Here is a 22910-nt window from a genome sequence, read left to right as displayed (position 1 = left end):
AAGCTAAACTACTAAAAACCAATATAAAGGAGTGATCAATATCATGGCAACCATCAGTATTATCAACGCCGCTGACCATGTCGATGAACAAGTTAAGATTGGGGTGTGGCTCAGTAATAAGCGCTCTAGCGGCAAGATTGCATTTCTACAGCTACGCGACGGGACCGCTACATTTCAAGGGGTGGCTCTCAAGAATGAGCTGGGCAACGACGCTTTTGCCCAACTGAGTGAGCTCGCTCAAGAAACTAGTCTCTGGGTCACCGGCACGATTCACGCCGACACCCGTTCACAATTCGGTTATGAACTTGCCATCAGTGACTTTGAAGTCGTTGGCACCAGTCACGACTATCCAATAACGCCAAAGGACCATGGTATTGATTTCCTATTGGACCACCGGCACTTATGGTTACGGTCTTCGCGGCCAACCGCCATCATGCGGATTCGTAACGAAGTCATCCGTGCGGTCTACGAATTCTTCAACGACCGGGGCTTTATCAAAGTCGATGCACCAATTCTGACCGCTTCGGCTCCGGAAGGTACTACCGAACTGTTCAAAACGGACTACTTCGGTCAGGACGCCTTCCTCTCGCAATCGGGTCAGTTATACGGTGAAGCCGCTGCGATGGCTTTCGGTAAGATCTTTACTTTCGGCCCGACTTTCCGTGCTGAAAAATCCAAAACCCGGCGGCATCTGACCGAGTTCTGGCAACTCGAACCAGAAATGGCCTGGATGCACCAAGCTGAAAGTTTAGAAGTTCAGGAACAATTGGTTGCCACCCTCGTGCAGGCCGTGATCGACCACTGCCCACACGAATTGTCAGTATTGGGACGCGATGTTGCTACTTTAGCCAAGTACACGCAGCTCCCCTATCCACGGATTTCTTACGACGATGCGATTACGTTGTTGCAGGAGAACGGTTTTGACGTTAACTGGGGTGTCGACTTCGGGTCACCGGAAGAAACCTTTTTAGCAGAGCACTTTGACCGGCCGGTATTCGTACTCAACTACCCGAAGGCCATCAAAGCGTTTTACATGCAGGCCCACCCGACCCGCGATGACGTGGTAATTGCCGCTGACTTGCTAGCACCTGAAGGTTACGGTGAAATCATCGGTGGTTCGGAACGCTCGACCGACTACGATTACTTGAAAGAACGACTACTGGCTAGCGGTCAGGATCTCGAGGCTTACGAGTGGTACTTGGATCTCCGCAAATACGGCAGTGTTCCCCACTCCGGTTTCGGGATGGGCTTGGAACGCTTCCTTGCGTGGATCACCTTACAAGATCACGTGCGCGAAACGATTCCGTTCCCACGAATGCTCCACCGGATTTACCCGTAATAGTTTAAATTAGCTTATCGATCCGCTGAGATCATTATCATGCTTCCTTATGATGAGATGATTTCAGCGGATTTTTTTGTTCAAATAATTAGCTATAGAATCCCGTGCATTCAGGCTACTTAGTGCATTACTGTCCTACTCACCGCTGCCTATTCAAAGCACACTAAAATAAAAGTTTGCATTTTTTGTTGACACGCAACATAACTAGTTGCATAATGTTGCTTATCAACAAAATACAAGGAGCTGTTTAATATGACAAAATTACTAATGATTATTGCACACCCACACACGACCGTACCAAGTGCCTCACTCACGGTGGCTGCTAGTTTTCAAAAGAGCTATCAAGCAAGCCATCCTAACGATGAAATTATCACCCGTGACCTCTTCAAGGACGGTGTTCCCGCGTTGAACGATACGACCTTTGAAGCTTGGCGCAAACAAAAATACGGTGAAACGCTCAGTTCCGAAGAAACAGAACTATTGAGTCGTCACGCGAGCTGGTTAGACGAATTCGTATCCGCGGACAAGTTGGTCTTCGTTAACCCGATGTATAACCACTTCTTGCCAGCCGAACTGAAACAATACCTCGACTTAACTGCCGTGGCACGCAAGACGTTTAAGTATACGGCCAATGGTCCCGTCGGTTTATTAGACGGAAAGCATGCCCTCCACATTCAAGCTGCCGGTGGTTATTACCACCATGCGGACGCCACTAAGAATCAAGTTGAAGCAGGCGATCCATACTTACACGGGATGGCTCACCTATACGGCATCACCGATTATCAAACGATTTTTATTGAAGGACTCGACCAATTCCCAGAGCAACGCGCAACAACCATCGAAAACGCCCAAGCAACCGCTGAAAAGCTCGCACTAACTTTCTAGTTTCGCTATAATAATAGTAATATTAAGGGGGAGATCACGATGAGTACATCCGCGGAACAAGCCATTTTAGATCAGCTAAAAGTGATTCGAGCATCACGGGAATCAGTCACGGGAGAACAGAAGTGGATGCAGACGCATATCACCGAACTTAACTTGCGACGGCTGTTACCGGATATTTCCGTCGTTGGTCTCCACTTAATGTCTGTATTAGAAGCTCAACCACTGACAGGTATCGACATTGCGCAAAAGTTAGGCGTGACTCGTGGTGGAGTCACTCGTGCCGCTAAGAAGCTGGTTACCCAGGGACTCATCAGTACGTTTCAACAACCCGATGATCGGAAGAAAATCTTCTACCGCTTAACACCGAGTGGTCACAAGCTGGCACATTATCACGATCAGATGCATGCCACCTTTAATAAACAGGCCGCCAATCACTTAAAGGCCGACTATTCACCGGAAGAACTCGCCATTATTAACCGGTTTTTAGTGGATTTGGAAAATTTTGAACGACAATTACCGTAATAAAAAAAGCCATTGATATGATCACTTACTGATCACATCAATGGCTTTTCTACTGGTCATAATTGATAGGTATGACTGCTAAAATTCAAATTACGATTGTCGTTCATTGCGATACTTACGCACCGTCATCATCAGTGCCAATACGTTTAGCACTACCGTAACGGCTCGCATTGCTACTTCAATTTTACTTGTCTTCATCGTAAATCCCTCCTGCTTGATTAGATACTGCTACCATAACATGCACTAAGGTAACGTGAAAACCAAATACACATTGGTTTTAGTTCACCTAACTCAGAGCAACTTCTTAATCAGTAACGACCGCCGGATGAACTTTGCTGAGAGCGTCCTTAACAGCGGATTTGATGGCTCGACTCGAAACTGATGCCCCTGAAATAGCGTCAACATCATAAGTGTTCGCGGCCACCATCTTAGCAGGTAATTCGGCAACAGCCTTGCCACCAACTTCACCAGTTTCACTCTGCTCAACGATTTCAACGGCAGTCAACTGATCATCAATGATCGTAATGCGGACGATGATTTGACCACCGATTCCATCATCGGAAGTCCCTAAATACTGATTATCTTCAATCGGAATATCGGGTGTTGCTTCATGATTACTTGGGGCTAAATCGCTCGTGCTGGTTTCATGGGCTGAGGCACCGGTATTGGCATCTACCGTTGTTTCAACTGGGGCTTGTTCGCCAGGTTCTTTCTGCTTAGCCGCATTTTCACCGGCAATCTTCCCGAAAATCAAGCATTCAGCTAAGTTACCGCCGGCCTGATACTGATTGGCACAGACGCCACCTAATTCGCCAGCACCATATAAATGGGGAATGGCTTGGGCATTCGTATCGAGAATTTCGGCACGGTGATTACGACGTGGGCCCCCCTGCGTATTCAAGACGTTATTCGTCAGTTTCATTGCGTAGAAAGGCCCTTCATCGAACTGGCGCATCGTTTCGATTTTACGATTAAAGGCGTAGTCAGTCCCCGTCTCAACAAAATGGTTAAAATCAGCAACGGTCTTCGCTAAAATCTCACGGTCAACGTCAATGATCCGTGCTAAGTCAGCGAGGTTTGGTGATTTAACGACTAGTTCAGCTAAATTGGTTACCGGCGTCGCCTTATTAGCAATCATCTGATCATACTGTGTTTGGTCAAAGATCAAGTATGGATGAACGTTGGTCCGTGGTACCCGCCACATCCCGTGGTCATAAATGTGGCCGTGGCGATTAGCTTCGCTCTCATCAAAGTAGCGACTACCGTCATCGGCAACGGTCATAATGCTGCCGTGGTTAACATCTTGCCAGCCGAGAATCAGACGACCACGTTCACCTTGTGGGACGGCTAACGATAAACCGTGTAAGAAGCCAAGGGTCTCATAGTTTTGCATGTGCCATAGGTCAGCACCGACTTCTTGAGCCATTTTCAGACCAGCACCTTTATTGAATAATGAGCCAAGTGGTGCCAAGTGATCAGCACCAAGATAATCTTGAACCGCCTGCTGGTTGTTTTCAAAACCGCCACAAGCTAGCACGACTCCATTATTGGCCCGCACATTGACGAGCACGTGCTGACGTTCAATCTGGACACCGATGATCATCTTAGTCGCTGGATCCTGAATTAAATGCGTAGCGGGTGAGCTCAACCAAACGTCAATCTTGCTGGCACGGTCGAGAACCTTTTGCCGTAGAATTTTCCACAGGGCGGCATCAAAAATACCGTGATGAACGGTGGTAAAGTCGTAGGACTGGGCACCATCGTATTCAGGGAATTCATGCACCGCACTATCCAATGAAATTGCTGTGTCATCCGTGGTGAAGTTATTTTTGACGCTGACTGGGTCTACGCCTAAATAACGTTGCACATAGTCGCGCATGTTAGCCATGCCGTCAACAAAGGTATCGATCACTTGATCGTCCAACTTCATTGGTGACGTTAAATGTTGATAGTACTTCTTACCCTCGTCGAAACTATCCACAGTTCCTAATAATTGAGCCGAGTAACGCGTATTACCACCTTCGTGCCCGTTCGGTGCGGCATCGCTCAATAAAACTTTAGCACCAGCATCCGCGGCAAAACGCGCGGCTGTGGCTCCGGCACCCCCAAATCCAATTACGACCGTATCATACGTATAATCCCAAGTTAATTCATTCACGTTAGCTAACATTGCAGCCATCCCTTTCCAATTCAGCGACCACCACTCTGATTAATCGTTATTTCTTGGTCATGGTCGTTATGCTTATAATCGCATTATACAACCGCTTTCATCTCCATAGGAAGCTTTTTCAGTAATTAATGCTCATTTCATCACAAAAATCTGTGACTAGCACTTTACATCACTTAATAAAAAACTGCCAAGCAATTCTACTAGATAGCAATAGTAGCGCTTGGCAGATTGGCCTAATTAGGTTACCCATACCTAACATAGTTCAACGCTAATAAATCACGCACACGTTGTTCATTTTCTGGGGATAACGTCATTTGATTGCGTTCAACACACTTAGAAATTGCTAAACTCATGCGGTTAAAGACCGATATGTTGGAACCGGACTTTTGCTCTATGAATTCCGTATAATAGCTTGCTAATAATTCCCGTAAAGGTTGGTCCGTCGCTGGATCTAGGTTCGCAACGATCTCACTGATGATTCCGGCCGCAACCCGACCACGTTCTTGACCACTACTATACCATTTGATATCAGACATCTCCGCTGTACTCCTTTTATGAAACAACACTTGCAGCCATGGTCGGTGTTTGACAGGTTGGACTAGGCCAAGTAAGTAATCCGTCGATACCGCAAATAGTTCGCTTAATCGAATCAGGCTTTCTAAATCCGGATAACTTTTCTCCAATTCCCACTTAGAGATGGTCTGCCGTGTCACCATTAACTTAGCCGCCAAGTCTTGCTGCGACCATTGCTTAAGCTGGCGCTGCTGTTTAATTGTAGTCCCGATTACAATTTTCATCCTACTCGTCCCCCATTGAAAACACTAGTAGATTGTGCGCACCAATTCGTTGCGGTTCCTATTAAACAGACTGCAACGTGACGTTGCGACTGCTAAATCATGCTGGTTGGTTATTAATCGCCCGCTTAATCTGCTCCATCTCAGTTGCTAAGTCTAAATTAGCAGTAAGTAAGTTTTCCCCAGGGACATTCAGCGTATCTTGTGATAGCCACCAACGCCGCATCTCCATGGGGCCAAATTCTCGGTCACGTGTCTGATGACGTTTCAACGTCGTTTCCAGATCAACATCAAAATAGTAGGTCAAGACGCGTGGAAACTGCCGACTCAGTTCGGCTAGCATTTTTCCGTAACGGTCACGTGCTAAAATTCCCTCCACAATAACGACCGGTACCTTGCCTAACCCATACAGTGCGATTTGCTGAATCAGGTCAATCGAAATATTTCCCGGGGAATCATTGCTCATTAGCATGTCACGGCGCACCACATCCTGCGAGACTAACAAGGTATTATGGCCGAGTTCACGCTGTAATGCTTGGGATAACGTCGTCTTACCGCTGCCGGAATTCCCACGAATGATCACTAACGTTGTCTGCATCCACCCATCTCCTCTAAGATCAGCTATTATTCAGTCTAATCATACTGCAAAATAAAAGTGCTAGCCGCATTAGCTAACACTTTTATTGGTCTTATTTAGCTTTATTCGCATTCCGGCGAGCATCGTGTAAAATCTTTAAAGCACGTTTGCGTGATTTAAGATTAGTGCCTCGTAAACGACGACGCGCACTAGCTAGGTCTTGTTTTTCCACAGGTGATAACTCCTTTACGTTTTAAATAGTAATTATTACTATTTAAATATACCAAATTTAACTTTAAAGTCAATTTAATTGTCGTAACTACCACTCATACTCACGATTTAGCTACACCATTACCCGTTAGAGTCAGTATAATAGAATTAAATAAGTTATCCACTAAGGAAGTCCTCCAGATGCAAGTATATTTGATTCGTCATTCTGAACCAACTTATGCACAGGTTAATAACGCTAATTTCACCGGTTTCGGCCGAGAATTAGGCGAGCTCACTGCTCATGGGATTGAACTGGCTCAGCAACGTGCCCACGATCCACTATTCCAGAATGTCCAACTCATATTGACGTCACCCTATACGCGGGCATTACACACGGCGCTCGAAATCGTTCGTTTTAATAATCTACCACTAAAAGTTGAGCTCGGGCTCCATGAGTGGTTGCCCGACATCTCTGGTCAACGAACTGATACCGACGAAGAAGCTGCGGCAGCCTATGCCACGTACCAACAAAATAACGGTCAACGTATCGCAGACGGCGGCCTTCCTTACGAGAGTGCCGTCGAAGTTAAGAATCGTGTCACTAACGTGTTAGCCCAATATGCTCAGCAGTACGACTGTATCGCCTGTGTGACTCACGGTGAAGTCATGCGCCAGTTTGGCAACCATCGGGATGTGGATTACTGTGGCGTGCGGGAAATAACTGTCAACTAATCTAAAGACATCTTCATTAGCAGACAATCGGCTATTATGAAACCTAAAACCTGCTGACTCTATACTCATTAAACACTAAAACAGCGCAATCCACAGTATTCTGTACATCTGTGGATTGCGCTGTTATTTAATCGACTCATTTATTTATGCCTGTGGATAAGTTCTATCACTGTTTAGAAATTGCTCGTCAAACTACCCACATTCTTAATAACTACCGAAGTACTACCATCATTATTAGTTTCAAACTCAATGGCATCCCGATTTTTCAACAAGCTGATTGGCACATTGATTTCAATCCCATTATCGAGTTTGATCTTTTGGCGTTCGTATTTCTTTTCAAAGTAGTTAGCGTTAGGCACCTCAACGACTGGCTCAATTGATTTCTTAGCTAGTTGGTCTTTGAACTCTGCCTTAGCCTCTTCCTTTTGCTCAAATACGATATCAGCAACGTAATCGTTGTCGATGACGCCATCTTTTTCGATGCTATCGTGAATCGCCTGTTGCGTCACCGAGGTTACAGCAAAATCATCTTGATCGTACTTTTCAGAAATCTTTTGAATCGACTTCTTGATTTGTTTAACGTCAGTCGAGACTTTCGATGGCACATCAACAACGTTTAGAAAATCCTTGGACATCACCCATTTACCACTTTCCCCGGTATACTGCTGCTCACGAATCCGAACTTTTTCTTCGTCTATCAAGATGACATTCTTCACGCCCTGCCCTGGCGACGGTAGAATATTATTATTCTTGATAATGTTATTAACTAGAACATCATCCTCGTACTCGACATTGTGCAAATACCGCTGCGTATAATCGAGCTTGGCAATCCCAATCACGCTAGTCAGATCATCTAGTTCGGCCTTAAAAAACAGTAAATCGCCGCCCGGAATCTTTTCATTAGCTTTGACTGCTTCAAAATAATCCAGCGCGAACTTTTCGGTAATCTGTTGGAAGTCATCGCTGTTAGCCCAAAACTGTTCTAGCAGTGGACTCCGTTTTAGATCAATCTCTAGGTATTCACTGTTTAATACCTTTTCAACGACTTTTTCAACATACTTGGTTATTTCGAGGTTCTCCCGTGGTATTTCTCGTTGAGACAAGACAACGTTGCCAGAATCCTTGTCTAATATATGATCAATAATATTTAAAATCCTCATGACTTACTCCTTCTCTAGAATAACTGAAATTAGGCACCGAGTTACCAATAACTACTATTCCTTCAAAATATGATCCTTACCTGCTACGTTAATTAACGCTTGTTGTAGATCAGGATCTACTGCATAAATAAATAGGCCATGAACTCCTCGTGTTAATAAAATATTAAGTTCATTTCTTAGTAACTCTTTCGAAACATCAATTCTCTTACCGTGTAATAATCGTCTCCTTGTTGCATTTTCGTTCATACTATTTTCTGAAACAAATTCAATTTTACCATTACGATAAGTAACAGACGGGCCAATAATGACACCCACATAGTTCAAACCAAATCCTTGAATCGTGTATGTAGATCCAGTTTCTCCAAGTGTATGTGGCTGTTCGGCCCATGCCAAATCTTTTACTTGTTTCTTCTCACATCTCGACAATTCCTTTTGTTTCTGAAAATTCCATGGAAGTTTCAATGTACCTATCTTCACCATCCAATATCCAGTCTTTTCTTGCATATTGGTTTTAGAGTTATACTGCCAATCAAATGTCGCAAGTAGTCTTGCAAGATTTGACTTTTTACTACCATTTAAGCTATCCAATTGTACAATCTTTTGATACAAGATTTCTGGCGATTTAGCAATTTTCAACTGATAATGTTCATCATCTGGTATTGTTTCAATATATTGTTCAACAGCCATATGTTGAATCCAGTCTATTGTCTCTTGTTTAGCATCCATTCGCTCTTGTTCTTTTAGTTCAATCAAATTGTCCTCTCGCTTTGCTCTATTTTCCATCACTTGGATTTCTTTTTGATCTAAATATGCCTGCGTAGTTAAAATTTGGAATCGATCAAAAACAACTATTACAACTTTAGCAAGTTTCAATAGATCACTAAGCTGATTTTTCCCTCTATATGCCATTCGCCCTTGAGTTAATAGCAAATGTGCTTCATCAATCAACATTACATCTACTTTATGATCAGTATCATGCGTATTTAAAAAACTCACAGGACTTGTGACTATTTGAGTATTTTCTATATTGAGCCGTAATTTATTGGCAATTCTTTTATAAATTTTTAACTGATCGGATTGGCTGATTATTAATGAAACAGAAATATTTTTTGAGTTTTCATTTTTTACTGTCATTTTTGCCAATTCATAAAATAAACTACTCATCAGTACAGTTTTTCCCGTTCCAGCTCGTCCCGTGATAAGTATCATAGTTGGACTTTTAATATGATCACCATATAATGCTTTTTCGACCTTTTGTATAATTTCTACCTTAGCTTCATTCTGCTTTTGATTTAACGAGTAAAATGGTGAAAATTCATAAATAGCCGACTTCTCAATTTTCTCTTGCTCTAGTAGCATCTCTGGTCTGCATTTACGCATCGCATTCCAAACATCACTAAAAACATGATCAGTGTATTCAGACATAAAATACTTACTCTGTGGATTGCTTCGTCGATTAGTCACTTCCACAATATTCTTGACACCTAACAAATGATGCATTAACCGGTTTTCAATATCTAAGGTCAAAGATTTGTTAAAAAGTTTATCCCCAATAACCATTATTTGTGAATTTTTACTTTCCCTTAACCCCTGCCAATCTTTTTGATGCATCGAGTCAAACTTTAAATGTTCTCTTATACGTCGATCTATGTTACTTGTCTCACCAACATAAACTTTATATTGATATTCACCTTCATGTGTATTAATTCTATCATACACTAAATAAACTATTGGATAGTCAAGTACCAGCTCCAAGTTATCCACATACTTACGTAATCCAACATGATAATCATCATCATATGGAATAATATTTACGACCGGTTCAATGCTTAAAATCTGTTTAATATTTTCAAAATAATTATCATCTACATACTTGCTTATTTTCATCACCTACTTGTATTAGACATACTTCAATATATTATAAAGCGTATTGAATATATTTAGAAATATTAATTATACACAAAGAAGTGATTCATCTACGGGAGATAAATCACTTCTTCATTAAAACTTGAAATTACTATTTAACAGCCTCTTTAACTGCCAAGTTCACCGCACTCTTCTCATCTTCCACCAACGCAACCCGACTAGCGATTACCTTAGTGTCCATATTGATTTCACGCGTTAAACCGGGAGTGTTGAGTTTTGGTTCAAAGAAGGCCTTGAATTCAGCCAAGCGTTCAGCGGTGTGGAATACTCTGGAGATCACCGTAATATACGTTGTGAATTCCATGTCGCCACCGACCGTTGCTTCTAGCCATGACCATTCGTTACGAATCCAATCCCAAGCAGCTTGTTCGCCCGCTGCGTTAGCTAATACGCCACGGAACCATGCCCGCAAGTCTTGTGGCTTGATAGTATCTGCATCTTCGAACTTCTCAACTAACTTCGCGATCAAGGCTGGGTCAGTTGTTGCCGTCAATGCATCACAGATATCCGCCTTGTAGCTGGCATCCGCCGTCTGACGTGATGCAGCCAACAAGCTATCGAATAACGCTGCGCTACCGAAGTTCTTGACTTCATTCCGTAAGATGAAGACCCGCACGTCAGCTGGCAAGGTCGCTAACTTATCTTGATTGCCTTCGAATAATTCGTGAGCCGCCAAGATAGCCGCTGCATTCTTCGCGTACAGTGCCGCACTCAATACATAAGGACGAGTTAACTGGTCATCGTTAGATTCACCAGCTTTTGGTAACCAGCCCAAACGTTGAACTTGCGCCGCACTCAACTGATCGAATAAAGCTTGTAGCTGCTTTTCTTCATCCGTATCAGGCGTCGCAAACTTCTTCAAGTTACCGGCAGCTTGGTACAATGCCGTATTAACGACCGTTGAGTGACTCGCTGCAAAACGGCTTAACAATGGCACAACTGCCGCATAAGAGATCTGACGACCTTCAGCCAATAAACGTAAGTCTTGTAAAAGTTGAAGTTGATCGATTGAAGTCAATGCATCAACATCAGCTAAGATATCATCCAATAAGGTTTGGTCATACTTAACGATAAAGTGTGAGTTATTGCCAACGTTTAAGCGAAAGGCTTTGCTATTAGCTGCCCGTAAGTCCGCGTAATCGCCCAACGTTACCGTCTTATCCTTCATAATTGCTGGCGCTGCGTCGTAGTTACTGTTCAATGGAATCTGCCATTGACGGCCAACTTCTTCGCCATCACCGATGAAGAATTGTTGTTGTGACAAGGTCAATTTACCATCAACCACCGCTGCGGTCACCACTGGATAACCAGGTTGTTCCAACCATGAGTTCATGATATCGCCCAGCTGAATTCCAGATGCATCATCTAAGGCAGCCCACAAATCAGCACCCGTAGCGTTTCCATATTTATGGTTCGTGAAGTATTTCTTCAAGCCAGCCTGTAAAGCTTCGTCGCCGACCATGGCCCGTGCCATAACTAACATCCGAGCACCCTTAGCGTAAACGATGGCACCGTCAAAGATCGAGTCAATTTCAGCAGGGTCTTCCACTTGGACATGCACAGATTGCACACCGTCAGTAGCGTCACGTTGTAAGGCCATTGAAGCTTCAGATGTTTGGAAGGTTTCCCAAATGTGCCAGTCTGGTTCCAAGGCATCAGTCGCCACGTATTCCATCATGTTAGCGAAACTTTCGTTTAACCAGAGATCATCCCACCACTTCATGGTAACGAGGTCGCCGAACCATTGATGTGCTAATTCGTGCGCAATCACGGCAGCAACACGTTGCTTCGTTTCAAGTGAGGTGTTGTCAGGATCAAGTAATAGGTAAGCTTCACGATAAGTTACCAAGCCCCAGTTTTCCATGGCGCCGGCTGAGAAGTCTGGTAAAGCTAGTTGCCATGAATGTGGTAGTGGGTATGGAGTCTGATAGAAGTCTTCATAGAATTCAATCGCGCGTTTGGCAATATCTAACGCAAAGTCGAGTTCGTTAGCTTTGTGAGCCTTAGTCCCGAATACACCAACCGTTACGCCGCTCTTGGTCTTCGTCTGCTTACCTTGCATATCCCCGAAGGCAAACGCAATCAGGTAAGTCGACATCCGTACTGTCGTGTCAAAGTAGTGAACACCATCAGCTTCACGAGTTTCAGGCATGTTGCTCAAAATCGTTTCGCCGTCGTGTTCGTCGTACTTGATAGCGAGGTCGAAAGTAGCCTTAGCTTCTGGCTCGTCGACACAAGGGAAGGCTTGACGAGCAGCTGTGGTTTCAAACTGCGTCCCGATCAATTCCTGTTTAACGCCGTTAACTTCGTAGTATGATGGATAGATCCCCATCATCGTATCAGTCAACTTCGTGCTGTAAGTAATCGCTAACGTTGTCTCACCCGTTTGACCAAGTTCGATGCGAATCCCCTGAATGTCGTTATCCACAGTAAATGGCACGTCGGCACCGTCAGCTTGAACGGTCGCAATCGTTAAACCATTTTGATGAATCAAGACTTCGGTTACCTTAGCATCCCCAGTAATTGTTGATTTACCCGAAATTAACTTATCGGCCCGATTAATATTAATGTATAAATCATAATGTTCTGGTTGAAAAGTTTCGTAAAAATGAGTTGTGGCTGCCATAGTATTCTCCTTGTTTTTTAAGAATATGTTCATTATACGACACTCACCACATTATTACCTAATCAGTGTTATATTTAATGTGAACAAATATAAAAAGGGTGCTCTTTCGGCCCCCTTCTTAACAAAATCTATAACTAATTGACATCAATATAAACGCTATTTTCATGTTATCAACACTAAAATTATAAGCTTGTGTACTATATATAACTAACCCATTAATATTATTTAAGTCAATTGCATTTAATCATTATTCCTAATAAATTTTATCTAATGTAACTTTATTCAATTACTGAAAAAATCCATTCAATCCATTGTTTAACCGTGCTTCGTCTGCGAGGAATCGTAGAACCACTGATACTAACCACATTTTCAGCTAAGATTTTATCAATGTAGACATCATCTGCTTCACCATTATTTTTCAAATATGAGTCAAATGCAAGCTTAAGCGTAATATGATTTAACATTTGACGAATAATTAATTCATTTCGCATATCCGAATTAGGCAATGAATTTACTTTTTCCCCCAATTCAGTTAATTGATATTTTCCAGATAATCGTTTTGCCAAACCAAGAAATCTTAATGAGTTCGCATAATAATCACTTTGCCGATCATTAAAACTAAATAACTCAGCAAGTTCATCTTTACCTATTGGTTTTATTAAATATTGCATCATATCTAGAACTGTCTGAAAGGTATTAGCTTGTGGATATGAAATGTTTGTTGGCTCAGGAGCCATTAAACTTTTGGCTGAGATTTGTTTAACCACATCAACATTAAGACTTAATGTATGATTCAAAATGAAAGAATATTGTTTAACTTTCTTAATAGACGAATAATTATTCATATCATCAAAATCATATTGATAAAACGTAAAAATGTCATCAGCATATGTGAAATATAAAGGAATCACTGGTTTTCCCGTATTAAGCGAATTATAAATTCGATAAGGATAATAAAGCTGACGAATCATGAAATCTTCAGGAATATGTGTTTTTGCTTCAATTATTGCTAACCTGTCATAATTTTCAAAACCAGCATCAATTTCTACCTGTGCATTATCTACATGTAAATCATATGCTCTCTGACCTTTTCGATCAATTTTATATTTCAAATCACCCGATTTCAAACGGCCAGTGATAGTATCAATTGCAGGAAATCCTTCACTACTCATCATTACATAATCTATCATTCCAGTTGCTTTAGCTACGTTTAGAGCAACGGCTTCAGATGTAATTTCAAATGTATCCCATGTATTAATCCAAGAAGGTAATGTTTTAACAATTGGCTTTATATTTTCATATCTTAACTTTTGATATGCTTGAAATTTACCAATAACATATGTTCCTCTTGAAGTAGGAAGAATAGCCAATTTATTATCTCGAAATAACTTAGGCAAACTAGATGACCAATCATATTTAGTTATTAGCCTAGGTTCATAAAATTCTTTAATATTTTTAGCAGATATTTTAAAAACACCCTCAGTATCAATATGATCAAGGATGTTATATTTATTAAATAACTTATTCCATGCCTCATCAGCCTTAGTCATAACAATTCCTCCGTTAATGCTCTTCAAGGTAATTATAATTCATGACTAAAACTTCGTCTACTTTACCTCTACCTGTTCCATTTGAGTTTATATTGCGAGACGCTGGAACAATTATTGTCGTATCTTTATACTTGGAATAAATATCATGAATATATGGTACTGATGAATTGCTTAACATCACTTTAACACCTTTTACTGTGAGTTTATCTACCAAATCTCGCAAACGTTCTTGTTCTTCTGAACCGAAACCATTTAATGTATATCCAACAAAACTTTGTTTATCATCCACCATAGGTGCATAGGGTGGATCAAAATAAACAAAATCCCCTCTTCTTGCTCCCTTAACAGCATCTTCAAAATCTCCATTTAGAATTTTAATAGTTTTTTTTCTTAAAAACTTATTGACAGCTTTTAACACAGACTCATTAACTATAGCAGGATTTTTATACTTTCCATAAGGTGTATTGATTTGATTTTGACTATTAACTCTAAACAGGCCATTAAAACCTGTTTTATTAAGAAAAATAAAACGTGCAGCACGTTCCACATCGGTTTTAGCATCAATTAATCCATTTCTATCCCATTCACGAATTTTATAATAATAATCACTACTATTATTATTTTCATGAATCCTTAAATTTTCAAGCAACTCTTCAAGATTATCCCGAATAGCCTTATATGCTAGGACCAATTCAGTATTAAAATCATTTATTGTAGACCTATTATATTGCAATTCAAAGAATATAGCACCACCACCTACAAAGGGTTCGTAATACCGTCCAAAAGTATTTGGCATGTATTTTGTAATTTGCGGAACTAGCTGTCTTTTTCCACCAGCCCATTTCACAAAAGGCTTTACCAACTGATTTTTCACCATATTTCTTCCCCCTCCTAAAACATACGTTTGTACTATGAAATGTAATTATAGCAGTTTTTTGCAGTATATTCTAGTTCATTTTTTTCAAAATTAACTACTGTTTAACCCTCACATTCATTGCAATATATAATCACCTGTAACAATTTATTGGCTAAATCACTCAGTAATCTCTTCCAAGAGTCTACTGACCATTGTTTATGTAGGTACCGTCTGTTAACTTTCTCTCCCCTGATAAGCCGACTGTCATTGTATTGCCCATCATCCTGATTAACGGTGCCTGACTGCCTATCAATAATCCAAAATGTAGCGCCAGCTCACCATATTTCAAAGTATAGCATTAGTTTTCAGAAAACACGGTGACGTTACAATCTTTATACACAAATTTTACAAAGCGTATCAACCAGACTAAAAATGGTACTTATCAAGAATGACGTTCTCAATAAGTACCACAGTTTAGATTATTAATTTAGTTGGATTACGTTGAACCTAATGCTTCTTGCGCATACCGAAAATTGCTGAAACGATTAAAACTAAGATGACCGCTCCAAGAATTGATGGGACTAGCGCCATCCCAGCCAATGATGGTCCCCAACTACCGAGTAATGATTGTCCAATCCAAGCACCGACCAACCCGGCGATGATGTTACCAAAAATTCCAGCCGGAATATCCCGACTAGTTAACGCACCAGCCAGCGCACCAATAACGCCACCTACAATCAATGACCATAGCCAACCTAACATATCCATCACTCCTTTGTATTTGTTGCTAATACTTATGATATAGATAAACTAAGTTATGGACAATTGATATGCTCAAATAGCTTTCATCAGTTATTATCTTTACTCATGTCATTCCGTTTGAACAAATATTCCATCTGATTCAAGCAGTCGCTAGTTCCGTTCATCAATTGTAACGATATAGATCGTCTTATCTTTAATAGTTATAGAAGATTAAATGTTTTTTTACGACTCACATCCAAATCGTCTGTCCAGGAATCATCACTCAGCCAACCCGCACATCAAAATTAATTCCAAACTTGGAATGCTGTAATATCCCGACTTCGGATATTATATACTTGATAACAATTACTTCTCGCATATAATATCTTCTTATTATTCATTATCATCTTATAATTTTTAATAATATTTGTTATATAAAAATGATAATTTTTACTCCTAAACCAATTTAATCACTGTCAACCGCCACCTCCTGATTTTGTAAACATTAGATGCTATTCTGCATCCTTGAATCAATCGATATTTCTATTTTTAAACTGTTCCTTATCAGGGCCTCATGCATTACATTAATTTATATACCCATTAATAATATTAATCTTAATCATATTTCTGCTAAATTTTATACTCATAATTCTAATCATAAAAAAAATCAATCCGAACATTCTCGGATTGACCAATTTTACATCTCTATCAAATTATTTTGAGACACCTTACTTAGTCTTTACCGCTCCGTTACCAGCTTCCTTCAACGCCTGATTGATCACCTTAGCGTAAAGAATATCGCCAGCACGCATGCCACCGAAATGGATGCCATCCGTACCTTTGAAGACTTCTGGATATTGCGCGGCCACTTTGCCCCAGTCGACAATAGAAATGAATTGTTAACAATTCAATTATTCTTATTTACAACAAAAGACCAGCTCTAACTTGAACTGGTCTTTTGTGTTAATTTAATGAACGCCAATCAATCACACCACGCTGCACGGATTCTGACTCCAATAATTTATTCAACGTCATGTTTGCTAACTCAGTATTAAACGCGGTCTGGGATCGCTCAAACGTGTCCGCAACTAACTTGGTGCTCTGCTTGATATGTTCAGGGCTGCCGGGAAAGACACGTTCCGCTAAATTCAGCGTTGGTAGCTGTAAACTAGCACTATCATCCACGGCTTGGCAGACATCAAGCATCGTAATCTCACTAATTGGCCTCCCAAGTGTGAACCCGCCATCCTTGCTAGCATTGGATGCAATGAGGTCAGCGACCACTAATTTACGGAGAATCTTCTTGAGATAGGAATCCGAAACTTCTAATCTTTCACTGAGCAATTGACTCTTCAAAGGTAAATGATCCTTTTGAATCGCCAACATCAGGAGGACGTAAACGCCCTGCTCAACACTACCTTTAATCTTCATACCATTTCACCATCACTTTAGGTCTTAACGCTTAGCGTCTGTACACATGCCAGCAACAAGCAAGCTGTCCAATAACTTCTTAGCAACCACTGAAACTTCTACTGGCCGTATATTCTTAGCGAATAGTCCGGCAAAACGTAACAATGGAACCATCTTAGCAATCTGGTCATCACGATCCGCACCGTATACGACAGTCGGTTCCACGTATGCTAGTGGAATTTTGGACGTACTCAGTTGGTCGATCAAACGCTGCTTCGTCGCTAAAAATGCTTTCGGACCTAGTTTACCACCAATGAATCCTATGGCACAGATTTGGCGTTCTTCAGCCAACGCCTGCATGACCATGGCCGGTGCGTCGTTGATCTGTTTTGAAAGTTCCGCATCTTTTTCTGGGCGGCCAACTAGGTCGACAATGTAGTCCACCTGTGTTGGCAAAACGGCCTCAACAGCTGCCTGATCCGTAACATCGACCGCGTAGTTATGAATCACTGGTAAGTCGAGTTGATTCTTGCCAGAACGTGACAGTACCCAGAATTCAGCCTCAGCGTCCTGCGCGTGCCACTGCCGCGTCAATTCACGGCCGATATAGCCGTTGCCACCTAGTAGTACAATATTCAGTGTCATTATTTTGCTCTCCATTTTCGTAGACATTTAAAATCCATGGATATATAATATCTTCGGAACTACAAATTGTCAACTTCAATGCAGCTCATCGTGTTGACTGGCAGATTTTAGATAGGCTGGTCATTATTTTAGACTCCAGATTACCTAAACGCCATTTTGCTAAAGCTATATTACAAGACTTGCCCAATACGCTAATTCGCTCTATGATGCTAAGATACCTACACGGAGAAAAACAGAAAGCAGGCGCTCTTTACGGAGCCACTAAATTTACCATCCGACCAAACTCATTTCACCACTAAAGAGGTCGTTGCACTGACCGGTCTGACCAAGGATGCCCTACGCTACTACGAAAAGATTGAGATTTTAACAGACGTTCCGCGTGATCAGAATAATTATCGGCAGTACTCGATCGACAACTTGCACCAGTTGCAACTCATTCAGGGATTTCGAAAGTTGGGATTAGACCTATCACTTTTGACCGATTCAATTAATTTAACGAATGATGAGCAAAAATTAGAAACATTAAGAGCATGCCAAAAAGCAGTCCACGATGAAATGGACCGCTTAACGCGTATCGATACTATTTTGGCACAACAAATTTCACGAATCCCAAAATAAGGCTTGCTATGGTGTTAACCCGATAGTTTATGCTAGTTCAAAAGGAGTGATCCATCATGACTAATGAACAACCTAAAGCCGCTCTAGTAGTAATTGATATTCAAGCAGGCACCCATTTTCTAGCAAAGCATATTTTCAAAATTGAAGATAACTTTCAGAAACTTGTTACCAGTAATCGCCAACTAATTGAAGCATTCGAAGCCCGGAAACAGCCTATCTTTATTGTGACTGTGGCCCCAAAAATATTCCCTAAGTGGCTGAAAGCTAAGTTTACTAAGTCTTACTATGAAGACATGACATTGACTAATGGCCTTTATTTAACTAAGTCTGGGCCTAGTGCTTTTCAGACAACTGACTTTGATACTATTTTGAAACAAAACCAGATTAATAAGTTGATTGTTACTGGGTTTACTACAGACAACGGCGTAAAAAAAACCGTAATGGATGCTGAAAAACTTGGGTATCAGACTGAAGTGGTGGCAGATGCTACAGTTGCTAGAAAACCTCAGCATCAAGATATACTGATTAATGAATTTAAGCATGTTATAAATATTGTTAACAAATTTTAGTCAAAGTGCTTAATTAGAGTTCTCAATTTATCCTATACCTCACATCTTAATTCTAACTATACATTGTGTTCGGAAAAAAATTTGTCATCAATTTGCTTTAAATCTTCAACCAGCTGTGGTTGGTACGAGGTCTGATTGAGATTAAAACCACGCACTATATAATTATCGTAACCAAATTTGAATTCCTGTTCATATATACGCCCAACTAAATCTGAATAGCGTAATTTAAAACTATAAAATCCTAAGAGTTTTTCTTTATTTTCAATAACAACTGAAAATACTATACTGTCTTCAGGCCGTGCAATAGATTTATTTAAATACTCATAAATATTAGCTTCGTCAAAAGAATGTTCTGATTTAATGTAGATATTTTTATTATCGCTTATTGTTTGAGAAACGATTTGAACATTAACCGCTGTTGCAATTCCAACATTTTTTATCTTTATTCCAAGAATGGTTTCTTGTTTTTTTATTTCAATATCTTCATTATCAAGATTTAAATAGAAATAAGGAACAATAGATGCAGAACTATTGGACTTAGCCATTATTTGATAAAATTTATTCGATTGCTCTGTTAATCTTATTTCATATTGCTTAATCGCATCTTGGTATTGATTATACTTTTTATTATATAAATTTTGATTTTTTTGTACTTTAAAATTCTTACCTGCATTATAAATAGAAAAAATTAATGCTGAAATAGCAATTGCATTTGAGACTGTAAATATCGGCATAGTACTCTTCCTCCAATTTATAAAAATAAGAATCGCTGAAATCATTTCTGATTTACAGCGATTCTTATTTTTATGTCATCTAAAATCTATTCCCACTCAATAGTCGAAGGTGGCTTACTCGTAACATCGTACACGATACGATTAACGTGATCGACTTCATTTACGATCCGTACTGAGATCTTTTGCAAGATTTCCCATGGAATGCGTGCGAAGTCAGCGGTCATCCCATCGATTGACGTGACGGCACGAATGCCGACCGTGTAATCGTAAGTCCGACCATCACCCATGACACCAACTGACTTGAAACCTGGTAATACGGTGAAGTATTGCCAGATTTCGCGGTCAAGGCCAGCCTTCTTGATTTCATCACGTAAGATCAAGTCACTATCGCGAACGATGGTTAACTTCTCTTCAGTGATTTCACCAATAACCCGAATCCCTAGACCAGGACCTGGGAATGGCTGACGCCAAACGAGTGCTGAAGGCATGCCCAGCTTTTCACCCAATTCACGCGCTTCGTCCTTGAACAAAGTCCGTAATGGTTCGATCAACTTGAATTGCATGTCATCAGGCAAGCCACCAACGTTATGATGTGACTTGATCGTCTGAGCAGTGGAAGTTCCACTTTCGATAACGTCGGTATAGAGCGTTCCTTGTGCAAGGAATTCCATCCCGTTTAACTTAGTGGCTTCTTCATCGAAGACTTGGATAAATTCGTTACCAATGATCTTACGTTTCCGTTCAGGATCACTGACACCGGCCAACTTACCTAAGAAACGTTCCTTAGCGTCGACCTTGATGATGTTCAAGCCAAATTTACCTTCCAGGCTAGCCATTACTTGATCAGCTTCGCCCTTCCGTAACAAGCCGTGATCAACGAAGATACTCGTCAATTGGCTACCAATGGCCTTGTGCAAGAGCACGCCGACCACGCTTGAATCAACACCACCAGAAAGTCCCAATAAGACCTTCTTGTCACCAACTTCAGCCCGGATCTTATCAATCTGCATGTCAATGAAATCATCCATTGACCAGTTGGCTTCAGCTTGGCAAACGTCAAACGCAAAGTGCCGTAAAATATCGTTACCATAGTCGGTGTTACGAACTTCAGCATGGAATTGAATCCCATATAACTTCCGTTCAACATCCTGAATGGCTGCGATTGGACAGTTTTTCGAAGTAGCAACTACTTCAAAACCGTCTGGTGCTTGGGTAACCAAGTCACCATGACTCATCCAGACAGACTGTTCGCGTGGCGTACCTTCAAATAAGGTTGCGGCATCGCTAGTTACATCGATGTTAGCCTTACCGTATTCACGGTTGTCAGCTGATTCGACCTTACCGCCAGGAAGCGTGTAAGTCATCAGTTGCATCCCATAACAAATCCCCAAGATAGGCAAGCCTAAGTTGAAGATTTCTGGGTCAACCCGAAAGGCGCCGTCATCGTAAACACTGTTGGGGCCACCAGAAAAGATGATCCCTTTAGGGTGGCGAGCTTTGATTTCTTCAGCGGTGATCGTGTTTGGTAACAATTCTGAGAAGATACCAAAATCACGAATGCGTCGGGTAATCAATTGATTGTACTGACTCCCGAAATCCAATACCAAAATGGAATCGAATGACGCAGTATCCGTTTTTGCCAAGTTGTTCACTCCTTTGGATTATTTGATGCTCAATAGGTCTATCATACTGATTTCTAAACGTTCGGTCAATAAGTATGAGAAATTTCTTAGGGACTAATACTTGCGGAAATACACGGCATCAATCACATGGTGGGCAACTTTGTGCAAAATTAAATCCGCACGATTTCTAGTTGGGAGGATATAATCATTCAAGTTTTTCAGATCGACATCCGCCCACACCCGTTTAGCCATCGCAATCGCATCGTCTGGATCACCGATCGCCCACGGGTAAAAATAGTTCTTCGGATCTTGAAAGGCCGTCTTCATCAAGGCTTGGAACCGTTCCAAGTACCAGTCTTCGACTAGGTCAGCATCCGCATCCACGTACACTGAAAAATCGGTATAGTCACTGATATAGATGTGCTGGTTAGTCGGCAGTTGCAGGACGTTAATGCCTTCCACGATTAGAATATCTGGATGCGTGATAACGTCAAACCGGTTTGGCACGATATCATACGTCTGATGTGAATACACCGGTGCCTTTGCAAGTGGCTTCCCACTCTTCACGTCGTCCAAAAACTTGATCAACCGTGGCATATCATAACTTTCGGGGAACCCCTTGCGCTCCATCAGCTGCATCTTCTTCAATTCAGCGTTAGGGTACAAAAAACCGTCCGTCGTAATCAGTTGCGTGCGGCGATCTGGATATAAATATTTAAATAGAATTTCGAGTAAACGGGCCGTCGTCGTCTTGCCGACCGCCACACTACCAGAGACGCCGATAATGAACGGCGACTGTTTATTTTGACGGTGCAAAAAGACTGACTCAGTCTCACGCCACGACAAGTAGTGCTCGAACTTCGCCTGCAACAAATGGGCGACTGGCATGTAAATATCGCGCACATCATCGAGACCAATGCGGTCATTAAACGCCTTGATCTCGTGTAGATTGGCCGCAGTCAACGGCACTTGGTTATGATTCTTACGGTAAAATTGCTTCCACTGGTCACGTGAGAAGCGGTAGTAGTTCAACTGTTCTTCCATGATTTTTATTGCCACCATTACTAAATTAATGGGTTGATTATAGCACATAATAAAGCGGATTCAGAAGTGGATTCCCGATTAATTTTGACTTAAGTTGCATTTATCAATTTTAGTTACCTGATTGTTAGTACTTGATTACCAAATTTATACGGTTCTACAATATTGGGTGTTGATGGAATT

At 41.2% G+C, this 22910-nt stretch carries 22 protein-coding genes; 6 read left to right on the top strand and 16 right to left on the bottom strand.

What is annotated here, in order from left to right; all coding sequences use genetic code 11:
• Positions 1–43: 43 nt before the first annotated feature.
• The 3 genes from asnS (at position 44) to ACG95_RS03230 (ending at position 2746) form a co-directional block, all read left to right on the top strand.
• Positions 44–1339 (top strand): asparagine--tRNA ligase, encoded by a 1296-nt coding sequence (gene asnS, locus ACG95_RS03240; RefSeq protein ID WP_047999131.1) that lies wholly within the window; start codon positions 44–46, stop codon positions 1337–1339.
• A 252-nt stretch (positions 1340–1591) separates the two neighbouring features.
• Complete coding sequence (locus ACG95_RS03235; RefSeq protein ID WP_047999130.1) at positions 1592–2224, top strand: NAD(P)H-dependent oxidoreductase; 633 nt, start codon at positions 1592–1594, stop codon at positions 2222–2224.
• A 39-nt stretch (positions 2225–2263) separates the two neighbouring features.
• Positions 2264–2746, top strand: coding sequence for a MarR family winged helix-turn-helix transcriptional regulator (locus tag ACG95_RS03230; RefSeq protein WP_047999129.1), 483 nt, complete (start codon positions 2264–2266; stop codon positions 2744–2746).
• A 304-nt stretch (positions 2747–3050) separates the two neighbouring features.
• Here ACG95_RS03230 and ACG95_RS03225 read toward each other — a convergent pair whose 3' ends face one another.
• The 4 genes from ACG95_RS03225 to ACG95_RS14350 all read right to left on the bottom strand — a co-directional run bounded on the left by ACG95_RS03225 (position 3051) and on the right by ACG95_RS14350 (position 6519).
• Positions 3051–4916, bottom strand: a complete 1866-nt coding sequence (locus ACG95_RS03225; protein WP_420324094.1) for an FAD-binding protein — start codon at positions 4914–4916, stop codon at positions 3051–3053.
• Between the two features lie 242 nt (positions 4917–5158).
• On the bottom strand, positions 5159–5713 hold the full coding sequence (locus tag ACG95_RS03220; protein ID WP_047999127.1) for a helix-turn-helix domain-containing protein: 555 nt from the start codon (positions 5711–5713) through the stop codon (positions 5159–5161).
• A 97-nt stretch (positions 5714–5810) separates the two neighbouring features.
• On the bottom strand, positions 5811–6308 hold the full coding sequence (locus ACG95_RS03215) for a kinase (protein WP_047999126.1): 498 nt from the start codon (positions 6306–6308) through the stop codon (positions 5811–5813).
• Between the two features lie 91 nt (positions 6309–6399).
• Positions 6400–6519 (bottom strand): putative metal homeostasis protein, encoded by a 120-nt coding sequence (locus tag ACG95_RS14350; protein ID WP_152668275.1) that lies wholly within the window; start codon positions 6517–6519, stop codon positions 6400–6402.
• 179 nt (positions 6520–6698) lie between these two features.
• Here ACG95_RS14350 and ACG95_RS03210 point away from each other — a divergent pair, with 179 nt between their 5' ends.
• Positions 6699–7229 carry a histidine phosphatase family protein gene (locus ACG95_RS03210; protein WP_047999125.1) on the top strand — a complete coding sequence of 177 codons (531 nt, stop codon included), beginning with the start codon at positions 6699–6701 and terminating at the stop codon, positions 7227–7229.
• A 173-nt stretch (positions 7230–7402) separates the two neighbouring features.
• Here ACG95_RS03210 and ACG95_RS03205 read toward each other — a convergent pair whose 3' ends face one another.
• From ACG95_RS03205 to ACG95_RS03170, 9 genes are all read right to left on the bottom strand, one after another.
• Positions 7403–8389 carry a nucleoid-associated protein gene (locus ACG95_RS03205; RefSeq protein ID WP_047999124.1) on the bottom strand — a complete coding sequence of 329 codons (987 nt, stop codon included), beginning with the start codon at positions 8387–8389 and terminating at the stop codon, positions 7403–7405.
• Between the two features lie 54 nt (positions 8390–8443).
• Entirely contained in the window at positions 8444–10276 is a 1833-nt protein-coding gene (locus ACG95_RS03200; RefSeq protein WP_053072657.1) for a DNA/RNA helicase domain-containing protein, read from the bottom strand.
• A gap of 130 nt (positions 10277–10406) precedes the next feature.
• Positions 10407–12941 carry a M1 family metallopeptidase gene (locus ACG95_RS03195; protein ID WP_047999123.1) on the bottom strand — a complete coding sequence of 845 codons (2535 nt, stop codon included), beginning with the start codon at positions 12939–12941 and terminating at the stop codon, positions 10407–10409.
• Positions 12942–13219: 278 nt separating this feature from the next.
• Positions 13220–14491, bottom strand: coding sequence for a type II restriction enzyme (locus ACG95_RS03190; protein ID WP_047999122.1), 1272 nt, complete (start codon positions 14489–14491; stop codon positions 13220–13222).
• Between the two features lie 13 nt (positions 14492–14504).
• A complete protein-coding gene (locus ACG95_RS03185) occupies positions 14505–15368 on the bottom strand; it encodes a DNA adenine methylase (RefSeq protein WP_047999121.1) in 864 nt (287 codons plus the stop codon).
• 486 nt (positions 15369–15854) lie between these two features.
• Positions 15855–16109 carry a GlsB/YeaQ/YmgE family stress response membrane protein gene (locus ACG95_RS03180; RefSeq protein WP_047999120.1) on the bottom strand — a complete coding sequence of 85 codons (255 nt, stop codon included), beginning with the start codon at positions 16107–16109 and terminating at the stop codon, positions 15855–15857.
• Positions 16110–16816: 707 nt separating this feature from the next.
• On the bottom strand, positions 16817–16957 hold the full coding sequence (locus tag ACG95_RS14505) for an SGNH/GDSL hydrolase family protein (protein ID WP_160300358.1): 141 nt from the start codon (positions 16955–16957) through the stop codon (positions 16817–16819).
• A 94-nt stretch (positions 16958–17051) separates the two neighbouring features.
• Positions 17052–17519, bottom strand: a complete 468-nt coding sequence (locus ACG95_RS03175; protein ID WP_047999119.1) for an Rrf2 family transcriptional regulator — start codon at positions 17517–17519, stop codon at positions 17052–17054.
• Between the two features lie 24 nt (positions 17520–17543).
• Positions 17544–18143 carry an NAD-dependent epimerase/dehydratase family protein gene (locus tag ACG95_RS03170; RefSeq protein ID WP_047999118.1) on the bottom strand — a complete coding sequence of 200 codons (600 nt, stop codon included), beginning with the start codon at positions 18141–18143 and terminating at the stop codon, positions 17544–17546.
• A 312-nt stretch (positions 18144–18455) separates the two neighbouring features.
• Here ACG95_RS03170 and ACG95_RS14140 point away from each other — a divergent pair, with 312 nt between their 5' ends.
• Positions 18456–18761 carry a MerR family DNA-binding transcriptional regulator gene (locus ACG95_RS14140; RefSeq protein ID WP_082137288.1) on the top strand — a complete coding sequence of 102 codons (306 nt, stop codon included), beginning with the start codon at positions 18456–18458 and terminating at the stop codon, positions 18759–18761.
• Between the two features lie 56 nt (positions 18762–18817).
• Positions 18818–19330, top strand: coding sequence for a cysteine hydrolase family protein (locus tag ACG95_RS13930; protein ID WP_053072656.1), 513 nt, complete (start codon positions 18818–18820; stop codon positions 19328–19330).
• Between the two features lie 56 nt (positions 19331–19386).
• Here ACG95_RS13930 and ACG95_RS03160 read toward each other — a convergent pair whose 3' ends face one another.
• From ACG95_RS03160 to coaA, 3 genes are all read right to left on the bottom strand, one after another.
• The gene (locus ACG95_RS03160) at positions 19387–20064 is read right to left on the bottom strand and encodes a hypothetical protein (protein WP_047999117.1); all 678 of its coding nucleotides are present in this window, start codon (positions 20062–20064) and stop codon (positions 19387–19389) included.
• Positions 20065–20150: 86 nt separating this feature from the next.
• Positions 20151–21707, bottom strand: coding sequence for a glutamine-hydrolyzing GMP synthase (gene guaA, locus ACG95_RS03155; RefSeq protein ID WP_082137287.1), 1557 nt, complete (start codon positions 21705–21707; stop codon positions 20151–20153).
• Positions 21708–21800: 93 nt separating this feature from the next.
• Positions 21801–22730 carry a type I pantothenate kinase gene (gene coaA, locus ACG95_RS03150; RefSeq protein WP_047999115.1) on the bottom strand — a complete coding sequence of 310 codons (930 nt, stop codon included), beginning with the start codon at positions 22728–22730 and terminating at the stop codon, positions 21801–21803.
• Positions 22731–22910: the final 180 nt, after the last annotated feature.

The organism is Lactiplantibacillus herbarum (genome assembly GCF_001039045.1).
GTDB classification, from domain to species: Bacteria; Bacillota; Bacilli; order Lactobacillales; family Lactobacillaceae; genus Lactiplantibacillus; species Lactiplantibacillus herbarum.
Note: the sequence above shows the minus strand (reverse complement) of the source record. Positions and strands in the feature narration are given on the sequence as shown.

What these genes read in the sequence shown, in the direction of transcription:
- ACG95_RS03230 (WP_047999129.1), top strand. Translation starts at nt 2,264, where the DNA reads ATGAGTACATCCGCGGAACAAGCCATTTTAGATCAGCTAAAAGTGATT.
- coaA (WP_047999115.1), bottom strand. Translation starts at nt 22,730, where the DNA reads ATGGAAGAACAGTTGAACTACTACCGCTTCTCACGTGACCAGTGGAAG.
- ACG95_RS03235 (WP_047999130.1), top strand. Translation starts at nt 1,592, where the DNA reads ATGACAAAATTACTAATGATTATTGCACACCCACACACGACCGTACCA.
- ACG95_RS03160 (WP_047999117.1), bottom strand. Translation starts at nt 20,064, where the DNA reads ATGCCGATATTTACAGTCTCAAATGCAATTGCTATTTCAGCATTAATT.
- ACG95_RS03185 (WP_047999121.1), bottom strand. Translation starts at nt 15,368, where the DNA reads ATGGTGAAAAATCAGTTGGTAAAGCCTTTTGTGAAATGGGCTGGTGGA.
- ACG95_RS03175 (WP_047999119.1), bottom strand. Translation starts at nt 17,519, where the DNA reads ATGAAGATTAAAGGTAGTGTTGAGCAGGGCGTTTACGTCCTCCTGATG.
- ACG95_RS03170 (WP_047999118.1), bottom strand. Translation starts at nt 18,143, where the DNA reads ATGACACTGAATATTGTACTACTAGGTGGCAACGGCTATATCGGCCGT.
- ACG95_RS03180 (WP_047999120.1), bottom strand. Translation starts at nt 16,109, where the DNA reads ATGTTAGGTTGGCTATGGTCATTGATTGTAGGTGGCGTTATTGGTGCG.
- ACG95_RS03200 (WP_053072657.1), bottom strand. Translation starts at nt 10,276, where the DNA reads ATGAAAATAAGCAAGTATGTAGATGATAATTATTTTGAAAATATTAAA.
- ACG95_RS03225 (WP_420324094.1), bottom strand. Translation starts at nt 4,916, where the DNA reads ATGTTAGCTAACGTGAATGAATTAACTTGGGATTATACGTATGATACG.
- ACG95_RS03205 (WP_047999124.1), bottom strand. Translation starts at nt 8,389, where the DNA reads ATGAGGATTTTAAATATTATTGATCATATATTAGACAAGGATTCTGGC.
- ACG95_RS03215 (WP_047999126.1), bottom strand. Translation starts at nt 6,308, where the DNA reads ATGCAGACAACGTTAGTGATCATTCGTGGGAATTCCGGCAGCGGTAAG.
- asnS (WP_047999131.1), top strand. Translation starts at nt 44, where the DNA reads ATGGCAACCATCAGTATTATCAACGCCGCTGACCATGTCGATGAACAA.
- ACG95_RS03195 (WP_047999123.1), bottom strand. Translation starts at nt 12,941, where the DNA reads ATGGCAGCCACAACTCATTTTTACGAAACTTTTCAACCAGAACATTAT.
- ACG95_RS03190 (WP_047999122.1), bottom strand. Translation starts at nt 14,491, where the DNA reads ATGACTAAGGCTGATGAGGCATGGAATAAGTTATTTAATAAATATAAC.
- ACG95_RS03220 (WP_047999127.1), bottom strand. Translation starts at nt 5,713, where the DNA reads ATGAAAATTGTAATCGGGACTACAATTAAACAGCAGCGCCAGCTTAAG.
- ACG95_RS13930 (WP_053072656.1), top strand. Translation starts at nt 18,818, where the DNA reads ATGACTAATGAACAACCTAAAGCCGCTCTAGTAGTAATTGATATTCAA.
- ACG95_RS03210 (WP_047999125.1), top strand. Translation starts at nt 6,699, where the DNA reads ATGCAAGTATATTTGATTCGTCATTCTGAACCAACTTATGCACAGGTT.